The following is a 16,019-nucleotide window of genomic DNA, read 5'->3' on the forward strand; positions in this document are numbered from 1 at the left end:
CAACAGCCCGTCATTGTGCGGGGCAGCGGCCGATTGTCTCCACGGGGCGGGACCTTGGTCCGGAGGGTTGGGGACGGACGACCGGCGATCGGGCGGGCCGCCGGTGATCGACTGAGTGTCGCGGCACGCAGGCCGCTCATCGAGGAGACGCTCATGCGCACGCAATCCCCCCGCCGAAGACTGGGTTTCTGGATGGCCTCCGCCCTAGTCGTCGGCAACATGATCGGATCAGGTGTCTTCCTGCTGCCCAGTTCGCTGGCCGAGTACGGCCCCATCAGCCTGATCGCCTGGGTGTTCACGAGCGCGGGCGCCGTGCTGCTGGCGCTGGTGTTCGCGCGCCTGGCCCGCGCCTACCCGCGGACGGGCGGGCCCTACGCCTACGCGCGGCGGGCGTTCGGCGACTTCGTCGGTTTCCAGACGGCCTGGGGCTACTGGATCGCGGTCTGGGCTGGGAACGCGGCGATCGCGGTGGCGTTCGTCGGCTACCTGGCCCACTTCTGGCACGCGCTGGCCACCGAGAGGGCCCTGGCGGCCGTGGTGGGGATCGCGGTGATCTGGCTGCTGACCGCCGTGAACGCCTACGGCGTCCGGCAGGGCGGCGCGGTCCAGGTCGTGACGACTGTGGTGAAGCTGGTGCCGCTGCTGCTGATCGCGGTCGGCGGGCTGTTCTTCATCAAGTCCGCCAACTTCGGGCCGTTCAACGGCAGCGGCGAGGGCGCGTTCTCGGCGGTCACCGCCGCCGCGGCGCTGACGCTGTGGTCGTTCATCGGCCTGGAGTCGGCCACCGTTCCGGCCGAGGACGTGGAGAACCCGGAGAAGACCATCCCGAGGGCCACCATCGCCGGCACCGCCGTCACCGCGCTGATCTACATCCTCGGCACCGTCGCCGTGCTCGGTCTGGTGCCCGCCGCCGCGCTGGCCGGCTCGACGGCGCCGTTCGCGGACGCCGCGGACGCGGCGTTCGGCGGCTGGGCCGCCGACCTCGTCGCGGCGGGCGCCGCGATCAGCGCGTTCGGGGCGCTGAACGGCTGGATCCTGCTGCAGGGCCAGGTGCCGTTCGCCGCCGCGCGCGACGGGCTGTTCCCGCGGATCTTCGCCCGCACCGGACGCGGCGGCACCCCGGTCGCCGGCCTGGTGATCTCCAGTGTGCTGGTGACGGCGCTGATGGCGATGAACTACAACGCGAGCCTGGTCGACCAGTTCACCTTCGTGATCCTGCTCGCCACCCTCACCACCGTCATCCCCTACGCCTACGCGGCGGCCGCCGAACTGGTGCTGCTCGCCACCGACCATGCCGCGTTCTCCGGGCGCCGGCTCGCCCGCGACGCGGTGATCGCGCTGCTGGCGTTCGGCTACTCGGTGTGGGCGATCTCCGGCGCCGGCCAGGAGGTCGTCTTCAAGGGCACGCTGCTGGTCTTCGCCGGATTCCCCGTCTACGCGTGGCTGAAGTACCGCGACGCTCGCACTCCGCTCAAGGCCGTCGGAAGCGAGCCCGAACCGCCCGCCAAGGCCGCCTGAACCGCCGTCCGAAAGGAAAGATCCCTTGTTCACCGTTTCCTCCGAGGTCGGGCGGCTGCGGCAGGTGCTGCTGCACCGCCCCGACCTGGAACTGCTCCGCCTCACTCCGGCCAACAAGGACGACCTGCTCTTCGACGAGGTGCTGTGGGCCAAGCGCGCCCGGCAGGAGCACGACGTGTTCGCCGACACCCTGCGCGAGCGCGGCGTCCAGGTGCTCTACGTCGCCGACCTGCTGGCCGAGACCCTCAAGGACGACCAGGCGCGGGCGCACGTGCTGGACCACACCGCCGCCGAGACCGTGCTCGGGCCGACGCTGGCCGATCCCGTCCGGGCCGCGCTGGACGGCCTCGACCCCGACACCCTCGCCCGGCACCTCATCGGCGGGCTGACGAAGGCCGAGATGGGCCTGGCCGTCCACAGCCTCCTGCTGGCCTCGCTCGACGACGGCGACTTCGTCCTGCCGCCGCTGCCCAACCACCTGTTCACCCGCGACCCGTCGGCCTGGGTGTACGGCGGCGTCACCCTGCATCCGATGGCCAAGCCCGCCCGCCGCCGCGAGACCCTCCATCTCGACGCGATCTACCGGTACCACTCGATGTTCGCCGAGCAGCACCAGCCCGTCTGGTATCCGGGCGCGGACTTCGCCCTCCCCACGCTCGAAGGCGGCGACATCCACGTCCTCGGCAAGGGCCTGGTCCTGATCGGCATGAGCGAGCGGACGACACCGCAGGCCATCGAGCTGCTCGCCCGGTGGCTGTTCGCCGAGGGCGCCGCGCACCGCGTCATCGCCGCCCAGCTGCCCCGGCGGCGGGCGTTCATGCACCTGGACACCGTCATGACCATGGTCGACCGGGACGCCTTCACCGTCTACCGCGGGCTTCCGCCGCTGCGGTCCTACACGCTCACGCCCGGCCGGGCCACCGAGGTGCTGGTGCACGAGAACGAGGCGCTGTTCCCCGCCATCGCCCGCGCCCTCGACCTGCCGCACGTCCGCGTCCTGACCGCCGATCAGGACGTCCGCGCCGCCGAGCGCGAGCAGTGGGACGACGGCGACAACGTCCTGGCCGTCGAACCGGGCGTCGTCGTCGCCTACGAGCGCAATGTCACCACTAACACCATGCTCCGCCACCACGGAATCGAGGTCATCACCATCCCCGGCAGCGAACTCGGCCGCGGTAGAGGCGGCCCCCGATGCATGTCCTGCCCCCTGCACCGCGACGAGGTGACCCCATGAAAGACCTGCTCCGCACCGCCGACCTCAGCGCCGACGACCTGGCCATGCTGCTGAAGCTGGCCACCGGCTTCCAGGACGAGCCGGGCTCGGCGCACGAGCTGCTGGCCGGCCGCATCGTCCCGATGTACTTCGCCAAGCCGTCCACCCGGACCCGCCTGTCCACCGCGGCGGCGGTCGCGCGACTCGGTGGCGTCCCCGTCACGGTCGGGCCGGACGAACTGCAACTGCGGCGCGGCGAGACCATCGCCGACACCGCCCGGGTGGTGGGCTCCTACGCCGCCGCGATCGTCATCCGCACTTTCGCCGACACCGACGTCGAGGAACTGGCGGCCGCCGCCCCGATCCCGGTGGTCAACGCGCTGACCGACGGGCACCATCCGCTGCAGGCCGTCGCCGACCTGCTGACCGTCAGGGAGCACTTCGGCGAGTTGCACGGCCACCGCATCGCCTACGTCGGCGACGGTGGCAACAACGTCGCCCGCAGCCTGATGGAGGCCGCGGCGGTCGCCGGCATGGAGATGGCCATCGCCGCCCCGGACGGTTACCTGCCCCAAGAGGAGGCCCTCGCGTCCGCCAGGGCCGAAGCCGAACGGCGCGGCGGAAGCATCGTGGTGACGCATGACCCCGCCGCGGCGGCCAGTGGCGCAAGCGTCGTCTACACCGACGTCTGGCTGTCCATGGGAGATTCCGAAGACGAACGCGCGCGCCGCCGCTCCGTGTTCGCCGCGTACCGGGTCGACCAGGACCTCATGAACGGTGCGGGTGAGGACGCCGTGTTCATGCACTGCCTGCCCGCCCATCGCGGCGAGGAGGTCACCGCGGCCGTCATCGACGGCGGACGGTCGCTGGCCTTCAGGCAGGCCGCCAACCGGCTGCCCGCCACACAGGCCGTCCTCTACGCCCTCCTGACCGACCAGTTGGAAGGCCGACGATGAGGATCGTCGCCGCGCTCGGGGGCAACGCGCTGCTCCAGCGCGGGGAACCCCTTGACGCCGCCGTCCAGATCGCGCATGTCCGCGAGGCCGTCCGCGGCCTCGCGGCTCTGGCGGACGGCAACGATCTGATCGTCACGCACGGGAACGGTCCGCAGGTGGGGCTACTGGCGATCGAGAGCGCCGCGGACCCGGAACTCGCCGCGCCCTACCCGCTCGACGCCCTCGGCGCCGCGACCCAGGGCATGATCGGCTACTGGCTGATCCGCGAGCTGCGCCGCGTTCTTCCCCACCGGGAGGTCGTCGCCCTGCTCACCGAGACCCTCGTCGACCCGGCCGACCCGGCCTTCCGCGACCCGACCAAGTTCATCGGCCGCGGCTACCCACCGGCCGAGGCACGGCGGCTGCGGGACGCCCGGGGCTGGGCGATGCGCCCGGACGGCCGCATGTGGCGGAGGGTCGTCCCCTCCCCCGAACCGCGCGACATCGTGGAACTCGCGGCGATGCGGCGGCTCGTCGACGACGGCTGCGTGGTGATCGCGGCCGGTGGCGGAGGCGTCCCGATCGACCCGGACCACCACGGTGTCGAGGCGGTGGTCGACAAGGACCTCACGGCCGCACTCCTCGCCGCGTTCCTGAAGGCGGACACGCTGATGCTGCTCACCGACGTCCCCGCGGTGATGGCCGGCTACGGCACCGCGGACGCCCGTCCCGTCGGCCTCATCACCCCGGCCCGGCTGCGCGCGATGGACCTCCCGAGCGGTTCCATGGGGCCGAAGGCGGAAGCCGCCTGCCGCTTCGCCGAGCAGCGTCCCGGCGCCGCGGCGGTCATCGGCTCCCTCGCCGACGCGCCCGCCCTGCTCACCGGCGAGGCGGGCACCAGAATCGAGACACCATGAGCGCCGGACCGCAGGCCCTCGATGCCGACACCTGCCCTGCCCTGCCGCAGGACCTCGCGGTCGGCCGGATCGCCTGAGCCGGGACGGCGGCCCCGCGTCCACCCTGCCGGTGAACTTCGTCATGGCCGGGGAGCCGAGGTCGGCGAGGGAGCGCCGGTCCGGCCCGTCCCGGAAGCAGGGACGCCGATGGCCTCAGTGTGGCCGTTCCGCCGTCCAGCGGCGGTGGCGTGCGGCACCGAGTCTCCCGTCGGGTGCGGAGGTCGTGGTCGGTGTGGCCGGCGGCGCCTGGGCGATGGCGTAGGCGAGCGCCGCGGCGCGGATGCCGTGGATGATCTCGTCCAGTGCGCCGATCGACTGCCGCAGTGTCCTGCGTAGCCGCTCGGCCTCGGCGGGGGTCACCTGGCGATGGGCCGGCGCCGCAGCGGCAGGCCGACCGGGCCTGCCGTCGCGCTGCCGCCGGGGCGGATGGTCGTCACCGTCGTGTGGGCTGAGCCGGGCGAGGTCTTGGTGCAGGTCCATGCTGACGGTGAACGCCTGGCGGATCAGCCCATCGGCCAGCACGCTGAAGTCTGGGGGCCCGCCGTCCGCGGGTAGGTGGGGCGGGTGTTCCGGCATCGCAGACCACTTCCTTGATGGTTTGAAGGACGCCGGCCCGCGGCGGTGCGCTCGCTCCGCCCGCCGCGCGAGCCCGGCCGCAGCACCGAACGCACCGGGCGGCCACCACGCCGGTCCGGCCGGCCGCCGTTCTGGTCGACCGGACGGCGGGCGGTCTGGCGGGCGCCGTGGATTTCCAGTTCGACCGCATCAGCTGCCTGGAGCATCCGGGGCGTGGCGGGAGGAGCCTGGGTGGACGTTGAGACCGCGGTCCAGGCCGGTTATGCGCAACAGTTTGGCGACCTGCGGGCGGGGGGCGGACAGGTAAAGGCTGATGCCGAGTTCGGTGGCATCGCGCTGGATGCCGATCAGCATGGTCAGCCCGGCCGCGTCGCAGAAGGTCACCTCGCGCAGGTCGAGGATCAGCAGCCGGGCGCTTTGGGGCAGTGCGGTGAGAAGTCGCTCGCCCAGTGCGGGGGCGGAAGCCATGTCGAGATCGCCCCGCAAGGCGACGATGGTGATGCCCGGACGTCCGGGGGAAGGCGCGGTGGCCCTGGCGACGGCCCGGGATCGGCTGACGGCGGTGAACCGGGTGGGGCCGGAGTACCGGGTGCATACGGTCGTGGGCTTGCCGCCGGTCATGGCGATCTCCGATCGCGGGGTGGATGAATTCGGCCGTGCCGGTCGTGTCCTCGGGTCAGCGCGGCATTGACGGTTCACGCGGTCAGCCGCCATGCGATCTCCACCCTCTGGAGCTCGGACGCCTCAGGCCCGTCATGCGAGTCGGCTGGAACGGTCGGTGCGGCCGGCAGGCCGGGCGCGGGCAGATGATCGGCGGGATCGGCGGCCTTGTCCAGGGCCGCCTGGGCCGCCGTGTGGCCGGTGGCGGCCGGGACGGTGAGCAGGTCGATGCGGCGGCCGTCGGCGTAGATCGCGGTGAGCAGCCCGGCGGGCAGGTTGTCGAACCAGCTCAGCAGGACCTCGCGGGTGTCGTCGGGGCCGTTGACGAGCAGGCGGCGCGGATGGGTGTGCCAGTCGGCCGCCCGCAGCAGGACGTGGCTGATCGGCTGGCGGTCGCCGGGTGGGCCGTGGGCCCGCAGGGCCAGCAGCAACGCGGGCAGTTCGGCGACCGGATCGGCCGAGCGGGGCCACCAGGCGCCGTCCAGAAGCGCGCGTCCCCGCCCTGAACGGTGGCGCATGAGCGGGGCGGACGGCTGCAGGGCGAGCCGGGGGGCCGGGGGCGGCGGGAGGCCGCCGGTCGTGATCGGTTCCGCGGTGGTGCGCATGGACTATTCCCCTCCCCCCGGAACCGCGAGGCGGCTCCTCTGGGTGAGCTGTCGATCGGACGGACCGGCCGACAGGTCTGGGGCTCCCCCGCAGATGCGGGGTGATGCGGCAGAACCCGGCAAGCGGGGCGGTTCCGATCAGCGAACGAGCCGGTGTGGCGGATCACCCTCAAGGGCGGGGATGTCGTCTTTGCCGGATATCGTTGACTCTAGTCGCCAATCCTCGACGCCTCAAAAACCTGGAGTAATATCTGCCCAAGTTTTCGACATTTCTTCTACTGTCTTTGGATTTCGCGGGTTTGACGGCGGTGGATTTCCATCGCATTTCCGCCCCGTCCGGCTTCCTGGTCATCGAGCGTGGCGGGAAGACCAGGTGTGAGAAGAGCTGTCGTGGCCCGACGTGGCTCGATCGCCTCACCGGCTCCGACGGTGGCGGCCGGGGTCAGCGTGAGCGCAGCCTGTCGAGGCGATGGGCCGGTACACCGAGCGCCTGCAGAGCGTCGCGCAGTTCGTCGCGCTCTGCTGCGCTGACCGGCGCATCCCTCATGTACAAGCCCATGATCAGCTCGCCGATCGCCTTCTCCCACGAGCCGCGGGCGGCCGAGTCGGCAACGCGGTGCAGCGTCGAGGAGGGCAGCCGATCCTGGAAACCCCCGGGCAGGCACCGCATGGCGTCGGCCAACTCCCGGTGCCGCGCGGCTGCCAGCGGTGGGGCGGATGCTGGTTCGGGACGGGGCGGTCTTGTGACACCGAGTAACCGCAGCATGTGATCCATCGCGCCCACAGTGAGCCCCGTCCTTTTGCATCGGCTTGCCGGCCCGGAGAGGGGCGCCCGGCGTCCGTGCCCGTGGTTCCGGAGGAGTGGCCAGCTCATACCCCCGAACGAACAGGCCCACCCATCGCGATGAGCCGGCGCAGGTCGGTCCGGCACTCCAGTGACCTCGATCGCCGGCAGCAGCCCCCGGGCGGGGCCCGGTGGCGTAGGCTCGGTGGTACCGGAGGCACTTCGTGCGCGGGCCGCCACGTCGGCGCCGTCTTCGGCGATCACGACCCGGTCCTCGACGGACCGAGAACGGGGCCTTCGAGATGGCCCGCACACTGCTCGATTCGCATGTGTCGTCAGGCGGCGGTCCCGGTCGGCGATGTGCTGCGGAGGAGCTCCTCGCCTGCCGTGCCACGCGATTCGGTGTCATTCGTCGCCTACCTCCCGGGGCGGTAGAGCGTTCCGTGATCGGAGATCACCAATGAGCGCCATGACCGCCGCGTCCACCGCCGATGGCCTGACCGCGGCGCCCGCCGAGGTGCGGATGCCCGCCCATCGGCGCCCCGGCCGCACCATCGTCGCGCTGCACGGCGCCTTGGACTCCGGCGCTGCGCCGGCGCTGCGCGAGCACCTGCTGGGAGTGCTGCGTTCCAGCGGCCGGCTGCTGATACTCGATATGGGTGAGGTGTCGTCCTGCGACGAGGCCGGGCTCGCCGTCCTGGTCGGCATCCAGCGCCGCGCCGCAGGACTCGGGATCACCGTCCGCCTCGGTGCCGCGAACCGGCAACCCACCGAACTCCTCCACCTCACGGGCCTGGACCGCGTACTCGTGGTCCAGACTGCTCCGGGGGCGCAGGTCGCGGCCGCGGCATGACCGCCGGGACTCTGGACGCCACGGGTATGGCGCCAGAGCGCACCGTGTCCGATCAGGCTGGTCGTACCAGACGGCGCGGGGCGTTCACTGACAGGGCGGACGCGTGATCCCCCGCCGCGCGCTCTCCGCACCGGCGACCCCGACGAGAGGTCCATCGAAATCCGAGGCGGGCCGATGACGATGAAAGACGAATACCTCTCGCTGATGAAGGGCCTCGCCGCAGGCATGGCCATCGCGCTGGTCGCCGTCTGCGCGGTCGTCACCGTCGTCTCTCTGATCGTCTCCTGAACCGGCCGAGCGGAGGCGACCGCACAGTGCACCGGAACCGGAGGGACTCTCCAGGGACCGGCGCCAGATCGGCCACGCACCCGCGGGACCGAGGTGTTCCGGTGGCCGCGGGGGGCAGGGATCCTGATGTCCGACCAGGAGGAGCAGATGAGCGGGCAGCCGCACGCCCGGGTCGGCGCGGACCACGCGGGCCCGGTCGGTGCGATGGACTCAGCGATCGTGGCCGTCAGCGCGTCCGGCATGATCACGGCCTGGAGTCCCTGGGCCCGGCACCTGCTGGGCCACACCGCCGAGGAGGCGCTGGGACGGCCAGTGGAGCGGTTCCTGCACCGCGTCGCCGAGGGCGGTGCCCATCCGCGGTGGGACCACCGCATCCTGCGTGTGCTGCGGGCCGGTGTCCCCGTCGACGCCGGCGCTGACTCGTTCACCCATCGCGACGGACACCCGGTGATGCTGGCCTGGTCGTCCGCTCCGATCTACGCCGGCGAGCCGGGAACGGAGGAACGCGAGGCCGGGACGGTGACCGGAGCGGTCATCGTGCTGCAGGACGTGACCGAGCGGCTCCGGATCGAGCGGGAACAGCACGACCGGATGGAGCAGGCGCGGCGGGCCAACTCCCGGCTGGAGCTGGTCGCCGAGATCACCACCGTGCTGTCGTCCACCCTGGACGAGAACGAGGTGCTGCGGCGGCTGGTCCGGCTGGCGGTCCCCGCGCTCGGTGACTGGGCGGAGGTCGACCTGCTCATCCCGGACGGACGCGTCGAGCGGGTGGCCGCGACCCACCGCGAGTTCTCCCCCGCCGACATCGCTCGCCTGGAAGGGCCACTGCCGCCACTCCCCCGGTCCCCGCGCGGCCCCCTCGCACGAGTGCTGCACGGCGCCCCGACCATGGTCATCAGTGGCGACGATGCCCGGCCGTACTCCGACGAGCCGCTCACCGCCGCGCAGCACGAGCTCTTCCAGACCATGGACGCCCACAACGTGATCATCACCCCGCTGGCGGCCCGGGGCGAGACCTACGGCGCGCTGACCCTGGGCTACTCCCGCCCCCGGCACGGCTACGGTCCTGACGACCGGCTCGTCGTGGAGGACATCGCGCGCCGCACCGGACTCGTCCTGGCCAACGCCCGGCTGTACACCACCCAACGGAACACCGCCGAAGCCATGCAGCGCAGCCTGCTCACCCCTCTGCCCCAACCGGACGACCTGCGACTCCAGGCCCGGTACCTGCCCGCCGCCTTGGCCAGCTGGGTCGGCGGCGACTGGTACGACGCCTTCCCTCTCGCCGACGGCGCCACCGGGCTGGTCATCGGCGACATCATGGGCCACGACCTGCACGCGGCGTCCCGCATGGCGCAGGTCCGCAACATGCTCAGGGCCCTGGCCTGGGACCTCGCCGCGCCCCCGAGCACCGTCCTGGAGCGCCTGGACGCGGTGATGGACGCCGTCAGCGACGCCGAACTCGCCACCGCCGTGTTCGCCCGCGTCGAAAGGACCACCGCCGGATCCTGGCAACTGCGCTGGTGCAACGCGGGCCACCCCCCGCCGCTCCTGATCACCCATGACGGCGCCACGACCTTCCTCGAAGAGCACGGAATGCTGCTCGGCAACCCCACCCTCACCGGTGGCCGCCCCGACGGCACTCGCGAACTGCCGCCGCTGTCCACCCTGCTGCTCTACACCGACGGCCTCATCGAGACCCGCGGCACCGACCTGACCGACAGCCTCACCGGCCTTCGCCGCCACAGCGCCCACCTGGCCCGGCTCCCCGTGTCCGACCTGTGCGACCAACTCCTGGAGCGCATGGAACTCAGCGGCGAGGACGACGTCGCCCTCCTCGCCCTCCGCGTCCCCACATGAAGGCACGGGCCCTGCGTCCCAGCGGCAGGGGGCCGGCATGCGCCTCCGCTCACAAGGGTTCGCTGACCCAGCGCCAACCGCCGTCGACATGACGCGCACTGATCAGCTGCGCGCTCCCGGAGTCCGCGACCTCGGCGATCATCCGGACCAGCCGGCGGTGGAAGTCCGCGGGCGGACGGCCATCGCCCGACGACCCCTCCAACAAGGACACGCTGACCTTCGCCTCGTCGCGCAACTGCACGGTCAACCGGCCAGTCCCGTCCAGACGCAGGACCACGATCGCATCAGCACGGATCAGGTCGCCTTCGGCCGCCGAGATCCACACCTCTGGTGCATTACCGCCCATGAGCCCCACCTTCCATGAGTCCAGGAGCCCGCCTCACCCCCGAACCTAATGCGGACCCCGCCGCAGACTCCTCGGCGCGCCGACGAAGAGGACACCGCCCGCAGCCGGACGGCGCGGCGACAGCGCCCAGCCCCCTCCTCCCTCCCGGGAGCAGACCGGCCCAAGCCTCACGTCAAGGTCCCCACCCGCCCCACCGCCGTTGCCGTCGACCAGGTCGGCTCGCTACCTGCTCGACGGTTCTGAACCAGGGCGGCACCACGCGACATGGCACGGTATGGAAATGGAGTTGGATGTGGACAGAGCTGTGCACCCCGGCACTAAGAGCACTGCTCTGATACAAGAACTGCGGACTTTTAATCCGTAGGTTGTGGGTTCGAGTCCCACGCGACCCACCCAGCCCTGACCAGGGCGAACGCGAGAACGCCAGGCTGGTCCGCCGCCCGCTTCGCCCCACTTCGTCCCCATGTCGGCTCCAGGACGGGCTCGGCGGCCCGATCCGAGCCCCACTTCCCCCTGGTCACGCCTCAGTGCCCGGCGTGCTGCTGGTCGGCCTGGACGACCCGCCGCGGTCAGGGCGGCCGCCTGTGGTCGATGAGGCCGAGGTCAATGTGTCAGTTCGCGGGGCCTGTGTGGGGCTTCGTGAATCTCGCTGAAACCGCCTTCCGAACTCATCACGATCCGTCCGGTCTCGCGGCCGTGCTCGGAATCCCTCTGGTCCCTGTAGGCCAGCCCGAGGCAGATCCACCGGGTGACGGCGTAGGCGAGCGGCGGTCCGGCGAAGACGGCCAACCGGAAGAACCAGGTGACGTCGTACAAGGACAGGCGGAAGTTGTCCGCGATCTGGTCGTTGGCGGCCGCGGCCCACAGCAATCCATAGAAGGCGATGCCGGCCGCACCCACTGCCGTACGGGTCACCGCGTCGCGGGGACGGTCCAGAACGTGGTGAATGCCGTGATCGCCGGTAAGCCGCCGTTCTATCCAGGGATAGACCGCCAGGACGGTGAAGAACGCCCCCGGCATGAGAAGCGCGGGCACCAGCACCGCGAGGGTGATCGGGTGGCCGGCCACGCTGGGTTCCCAGCCCGGCATGATCCGCACGGCTCCGTCCAGGAAGCCCATGTACCAGCCGGGCACCGCTCCGGCGGTGATGTCCCCTGGCCGGTACGGGCCGTACTGCCAGACCGGGTTGATCTGCGCGAACGTTCCGAGGAGCGCGAGAACCCCGCCAGTGGCCAGCAGAAGCGCCACCGCTGAGCCGCGCGACGCGTCTCCCGAGAAGGCGCCGGGAAAACGGGTGTGGCCGTGCTCGCGGACGAGCCTCTGGCGGAGGACGAACAGGGCGGCCAGGACCGCTGGAAGGACGAGGATGTGCAGCCAGTAGAGCCGGGTGATGATCTTTTCCCCCGGAAACTCACCGCCGAAGATCAAGAACGTCAGGCTGGTGCCGACCAGGGGAATCGCTTGGGTCACGCCTTGGAGGAGCCCGAGGCTGCCGCCGGACAACATGTCGTCCGGCAGAATTGTGCCGGTCCAGGCCGTCACCATGCCCAGCAACAGTACGGCCACCCAGACCAGCCAGTTGAGGCCGCGCGGGCGGCGGAACGCACCGGTGAAGAACAGCCGCAGCAGCTGCAGGGTGATCGCGGCGACGAAGATCAGCGCGGCCCAGTGGTGAATCTGCCGCATGAGCAGTCCGCCGCGCACGTCGAGGCTGATGTCCAACGTCGACGCGTACGCCTCGCTGACCGGGATGCCCCGTAGCGGCCCGTACGAGCCGTTATAGGTGACCTGCGTCATGTCGGGGTCGAAGAAAACGGTCAGGAACGCGCCCGTGACGATGAGTACCAGGAACGAGTAAATCGCGAGCTGGGCGAACAAGAACGACCAATGATCGGTCCGTGCATGCCGTGACCACCGTCCCACGCCGCGGGCTTGTCCCTGCATTGGCTTCACTCCCCGAACTGGTTCTGGTACACATGCGACACTCCGAGATCGGCAGATGTGACATCCCAAGGGAGAAAACCGGCAGGTGTGACATAAACGACGAGCGGCCGCTCGTACGGTCACTGGGCGGCGACGGTCTCGGTGTGCTCCGCCTCGTCCGGTGCGGCCGCGGGGGCGGCGTTCTTCGGGCCCCGGAGGACGATGTACACGAGCAGCAGGCCCATAAGGGCGACGCCTGCCCACATGGACTGCTGCAATCCGTCGACGTAGGACTGCTTTGCGGCGTCTACCAGGGTCTGAGCCTGCGAGCCTGCGCTGTTTGAGGCCTGGAGTGCGTTGGCGATGCCCTCGCGTGCGGTGCCTGCGGTCCCCTGCGGAATGCCGTCCAGCCGGTCGTCGATGGCGTTGCGGTAGCCGGCTGTCAGGAGCGCGCCGAGCATGGCGACGCCGAGTGCGGTGCCGAATTCTCGGGTGACGTCGTTGAGGGCGGAGGCGACGCCTTGTTTCCCTTGCGGCAGGGAACGGGTGATGGCCTCGGTGGAGGGCACCATAGACAGGGCCATGCCGACGCCCATGACAACGATTCCGGGCAGGATCGACAGGTAGCCGCCGTCGATGGAGACGAACAGGGCCAGGAGGGCCAGACCGACGCTGGTCAAAGCGATTCCCGAGCTCATGGTCAGGCGGGGGCCGACCCGCGCGGCCAGCCTGGGGGCCAGGCCGGAGGCCGTCATCATCGCGACCGCCATGGGCATCAGCGCCGCCGCGGACAGCAGCGCCGACCAGCCGAGCACGGCCTGGAAGAACGGGAAGAGGACCACGAAGATGCCCGACTGAACACCGAAGACCACCAGCAGCGTGAGCGGAGCGCTCGTGGGAGTTGGGAACCGACTTCGACGTCATGGCCAGGGCCATGACGATCAGGGCCACGGGCAGGACGAACATCCAGCGCCAGTCGGCGACGTCGACCAGAAGAGCGGACAGGAACATGCCCAGGATGCCGCCTCCTCCGGCCACGCCGGTCCACACGCCGATCGCCTTCCCGCGCTGCTCCTCGGGGAAGGTGGATGTGATGACGGCCAGGGTGATGGGCATGATCGTCGCTGCGCCGATACCGCCGGCCACGCGCGCGGCGATCATGACTTCGGCGGTGGGGGCCAGGCCCGCCGCGATGCTCGCGAACCCGAAGACGACCAGCCCGGCGATCAGCGTGGGCCTGCGGCCCAAGCGGTCACCGATCGCGCCGAGCGGGAGCAGCAGTGCGGCCAGGGTGAGGGTGTAGACGTTGATGATCCACAGGACCGTGTTCTGCGAGGTGTCGAAGTCGACGGCCATCTGCGTCTGGGCGACGGTCAGCCCGGACACCGACGCGATGACGGCCATCAGCGCCATCGAGACGGCTGTCAGGACCACGCGCAACTGACGCGCGTCCGGCACGTCCCCGCCGCCGTCGGCGAGCGCGACCCGTGAAGGTTTCATACTCATGGAGTCCTTTCAAGATGGGCATGCGGCATCGGCCGGTCTGTCACCGGCTGAAGGGGATGTGGAACCCGACCGCCGTGCAGGGTGGATCCCTCGGATTGCCGTCGCCTGCAATGGGGTCGATGAACGGAGCCTGCTCGGTCACCTGATCGGCGCAGCCTCAGCCGAGGGATGGTGCCTCAGTGAGGTGCGCGCGCCTGCTCCGCGACCGTGCTCATCGCAGGGTGAGTGAGGTCTCGGTCTCTACGTGGGTCAGCTTGCCGGGGTTGCGGACGTAGTAGAGACCGGTGATGCGGGCGTCCTCGACGCGCACCGCCAAGACGCCGTCGACCTCGCCGTTCACGCGCAGAATCAGAGCCGGGTTGCCGTTGACCACGGTCGGCCCAACGGTGAGAGTGGCATCGGTCTTGGCCAGGCCGCCAACGATGAAACGGGCCACCTTCTCGGCGCCGGTGATCGGATGGGGCGCGGTGAGCGATCTGGCGGACGGCCGCGGAGGTTTTCCCGACGGCGGCCGCGATCTCGCCATAGCCGAGCCCGAAGGCCTCGCGCAGCACGAACACGGCGCGTTCGGTCGGTGACAGCGTCTCCAGCACGAGCATCAGCGCCATGGACACGCTCTCGGCGAGCTCGATGTCTCGGCCACGTCCGGTGTGGTGAGCAGCGGTTCGGGCAGCCAGGGACCGACGTAGGCCTCCCTGCGGCGTCTCATGCTGCGCAATCGGTTGATCGATTGGCGGGTCGTGATCTGGACCAGGTAGGCGCGCTGATCGCGCACCTGCCCCACGTCGGCCTTCACCCATCGCAGCCAGGTCTCCTGCAGGACGTCCTCCGCGTCGGCCGCCGATCCGAGCATCTCGTAGGCGACAGTGAACAGCATGTTCCGGTGGGCGAGGAACGCCTCGGTCTCCGGGTCGGCGACGAGCTCGCCCACATCTCGAGCCTTCTCCTTCTCCGGCGGCCCTGGCTGCCGGCGGCCCTCACGCGGTGCGTCCACGACACGGTCCTCTTTCGGAGATTGCCATTGAGCGCGGCCCAACGGGTTGGTGCAGTCGACATCAAGACACCGGCTGGTGCACGCCTGTGACATCGAGCCGCCGCGGCCGTCCACTCACCCGGCGGACACCCGCCCGGCGCGCCTGCCGTCGTGACCTCTCCTCCGGTTCAGGGGGGACGGGTCGGTTGCCAGCGCGATGTCGTCGAGCGCGCCGCCGTGGGTGTCGCGGGAACGCGGACTAATACCGCTGCGCGTACCAGGTCGGTCGCTCGCCGAACATGCCCTTGAAGTCGCGGATGAAGTGGCCCTGGTCGACATAGCCGAGGTCGGCCGCCAGCGCGGCCCAGTCGATCGCCCCGCCGGCGGCCATGCGTGCGGTCACCTCGTGCAGGCGGTAGCGGCGGATCACCCACTTGGGGCCGATGCCGACGTACTCCGCGAAAAGCCGTTGCAGCCCCCGCATGCTCAGCCCCAGCTCGCCGGCGAGGCGTTCGACCCTGGTCAGGGCCTTGTCCTTGGCGATCAGCTCGACCGAAGCCACCGCCTGGCGCACCCGGGGGGCGTCGTCCGGCAGGTGTCTCAGCAGGAAGGCTTCCACGGTCGGCACGTCGAGCGTCGTGGGCAGGTCCGGGCCGAACACCTCGGTCGCCGGGACAACGCGGTCGGTGATCGTCGAGACGGAGGCACCGAGGAACAGGCGGAAGCAGCCCGGCCGGAACGCGACGCCGAAGACCTGGTCGCGGCCCTCGAGAACCTTGATCTGGTAGCCGCTGCACACGCCGTTGACGTCCGCGCGGCCGCCGCCGAACGACAGGTGCACGTTCGGGTACGGCACGATCTTCTGCCGGTAGGGCTCGGCGTAGTCCCAGCGAGCCTCCCAGTACCGCTCCACCCATGGTGCGAGCGCCGGCGACGGGCTGTGAAACGTGTGGCGCTGATACCTGGTCCACGCACCCCGCAGCTCACGAACGTCCCGCTCCACTCAGCAGAGTGTATGTCGCC

General features: G+C 70.7%; 17 protein-coding genes and 2 pseudogenes. 7 read left to right on the top strand and 12 right to left on the bottom strand.

The features are described from left to right. Positions 1-153 precede the first annotated feature (153 nt). The 4 genes from AB0C87_RS21680 to AB0C87_RS21695 are packed head-to-tail and all read left to right on the top strand — an operon-like array spanning position 154 to position 4,583. On the top strand, positions 154-1,518 hold the full coding sequence (locus AB0C87_RS21680) for an amino acid permease (RefSeq protein ID WP_353831845.1): 1,365 nt from the start codon (positions 154-156) through the stop codon (positions 1,516-1,518). A gap of 25 nt (positions 1,519-1,543) precedes the next feature. Continuing rightward, the gene (locus tag AB0C87_RS21685; RefSeq protein ID WP_360579190.1) at positions 1,544-2,752 is read left to right on the top strand and encodes an arginine deiminase; all 1,209 of its coding nucleotides are present in this window, start codon (positions 1,544-1,546) and stop codon (positions 2,750-2,752) included. Beyond that, on the top strand, positions 2,749-3,687 hold the full coding sequence (argF, locus tag AB0C87_RS21690) for an ornithine carbamoyltransferase (RefSeq protein ID WP_360579192.1): 939 nt from the start codon (positions 2,749-2,751) through the stop codon (positions 3,685-3,687). Before AB0C87_RS21685 ends, argF begins: the two co-directional genes overlap by 4 nt. Beyond that, entirely contained in the window at positions 3,684-4,583 is a 900-nt protein-coding gene (locus tag AB0C87_RS21695; RefSeq protein WP_360579194.1) for a carbamate kinase, read from the top strand. Before argF ends, AB0C87_RS21695 begins: the two co-directional genes overlap by 4 nt. 192 nt (positions 4,584-4,775) lie before the next feature. On the opposite strand, the gene AB0C87_RS21700 is transcribed toward AB0C87_RS21695, so the two are convergent. The 4 genes from AB0C87_RS21700 to AB0C87_RS21715 form a co-directional block, all read right to left on the bottom strand. After that, positions 4,776-5,144: a hypothetical protein gene (locus AB0C87_RS21700; RefSeq protein WP_360579196.1), complete on the bottom strand. Its 369-nt coding sequence runs from the start codon at positions 5,142-5,144 to the stop codon at positions 4,776-4,778. 243 nt (positions 5,145-5,387) lie between these two features. Further along, on the bottom strand, positions 5,388-5,819 hold the full coding sequence (locus tag AB0C87_RS21705) for an STAS domain-containing protein (RefSeq protein ID WP_360579198.1): 432 nt from the start codon (positions 5,817-5,819) through the stop codon (positions 5,388-5,390). A gap of 74 nt (positions 5,820-5,893) precedes the next feature. Then, positions 5,894-6,463, bottom strand: a complete 570-nt coding sequence (locus AB0C87_RS21710) for a DUF5994 family protein (protein WP_360579199.1) — start codon at positions 6,461-6,463, stop codon at positions 5,894-5,896. A 442-nt stretch (positions 6,464-6,905) separates the two neighbouring features. Beyond that, the gene (locus tag AB0C87_RS21715; RefSeq protein WP_353831851.1) at positions 6,906-7,238 is read right to left on the bottom strand and encodes a hypothetical protein; all 333 of its coding nucleotides are present in this window, start codon (positions 7,236-7,238) and stop codon (positions 6,906-6,908) included. 469 nt (positions 7,239-7,707) lie between these two features. On the opposite strand from AB0C87_RS21715, the gene AB0C87_RS21720 reads away from it, so the two are divergent. Beyond that, entirely contained in the window at positions 7,708-8,100 is a 393-nt protein-coding gene (locus AB0C87_RS21720; protein WP_360579201.1) for an STAS domain-containing protein, read from the top strand. Between the two features lie 414 nt (positions 8,101-8,514). Continuing rightward, positions 8,515-10,248: a SpoIIE family protein phosphatase gene (locus AB0C87_RS21725; protein ID WP_360579203.1), complete on the top strand. Its 1,734-nt coding sequence runs from the start codon at positions 8,515-8,517 to the stop codon at positions 10,246-10,248. Positions 10,249-10,297: 49 nt separating this feature from the next. Here the strand turns inward: AB0C87_RS21725 and AB0C87_RS21730 are convergent, their stop codons facing one another. The 4 genes and pseudogenes from AB0C87_RS21730 to AB0C87_RS21745 form a co-directional block, all read right to left on the bottom strand. Then, positions 10,298-10,594 (bottom strand): hypothetical protein, encoded by a 297-nt coding sequence (locus tag AB0C87_RS21730; RefSeq protein ID WP_353833101.1) that lies wholly within the window; start codon positions 10,592-10,594, stop codon positions 10,298-10,300. A 603-nt stretch (positions 10,595-11,197) separates the two neighbouring features. Beyond that, positions 11,198-12,472 carry a cytochrome b N-terminal domain-containing protein gene (locus tag AB0C87_RS21735; protein ID WP_360579260.1) on the bottom strand — a complete coding sequence of 425 codons (1,275 nt, stop codon included), beginning with the start codon at positions 12,470-12,472 and terminating at the stop codon, positions 11,198-11,200. 185 nt (positions 12,473-12,657) lie between these two features. Further along, a complete protein-coding gene (locus tag AB0C87_RS21740) occupies positions 12,658-13,389 on the bottom strand; it encodes an MFS transporter (protein WP_345172678.1) in 732 nt (243 codons plus the stop codon). A 79-nt stretch (positions 13,390-13,468) separates the two neighbouring features. Further along, a pseudogene (locus AB0C87_RS21745) lies at positions 13,469-13,873 on the bottom strand (MFS transporter); the annotation flags it as partial. On the opposite strand from AB0C87_RS21745, the gene AB0C87_RS21750 reads away from it, so the two are divergent. Next, entirely contained in the window at positions 13,827-13,961 is a 135-nt protein-coding gene (locus AB0C87_RS21750) for a hypothetical protein (protein WP_345172675.1), read from the top strand. The pseudogene AB0C87_RS21745 and the gene AB0C87_RS21750 overlap by 47 nt on opposite strands. Positions 13,962-14,234: 273 nt before the next feature. Here AB0C87_RS21750 and AB0C87_RS21755 read toward each other — a convergent pair whose 3' ends face one another. The 4 genes and pseudogenes from AB0C87_RS21755 to AB0C87_RS21770 form a co-directional block, all read right to left on the bottom strand. Continuing rightward, entirely contained in the window at positions 14,235-14,459 is a 225-nt protein-coding gene (locus AB0C87_RS21755; RefSeq protein ID WP_345173126.1) for a hypothetical protein, read from the bottom strand. Positions 14,460-14,544: 85 nt separating this feature from the next. Next, a pseudogene (locus AB0C87_RS21760) lies at positions 14,545-14,631 on the bottom strand (hypothetical protein); the annotation flags it as partial. Then, positions 14,622-15,017 (bottom strand): sigma factor, encoded by a 396-nt coding sequence (locus tag AB0C87_RS21765; protein WP_345172673.1) that lies wholly within the window; start codon positions 15,015-15,017, stop codon positions 14,622-14,624. The pseudogene AB0C87_RS21760 and the gene AB0C87_RS21765, both read right to left, overlap by 10 nt. Before the next feature lie 238 nt (positions 15,018-15,255). Beyond that, on the bottom strand, positions 15,256-15,999 hold the full coding sequence (locus AB0C87_RS21770) for a helix-turn-helix domain-containing protein (RefSeq protein ID WP_360579205.1): 744 nt from the start codon (positions 15,997-15,999) through the stop codon (positions 15,256-15,258). Positions 16,000-16,019: the final 20 nt, after the last annotated feature.

Origin of the sequence: Actinomadura sp. NPDC048021 (assembly GCF_040653135.1) — a bacterium.
Classification (GTDB): domain Bacteria; phylum Actinomycetota; class Actinomycetes; order Streptosporangiales; family Streptosporangiaceae; genus Spirillospora; species Spirillospora verrucosospora.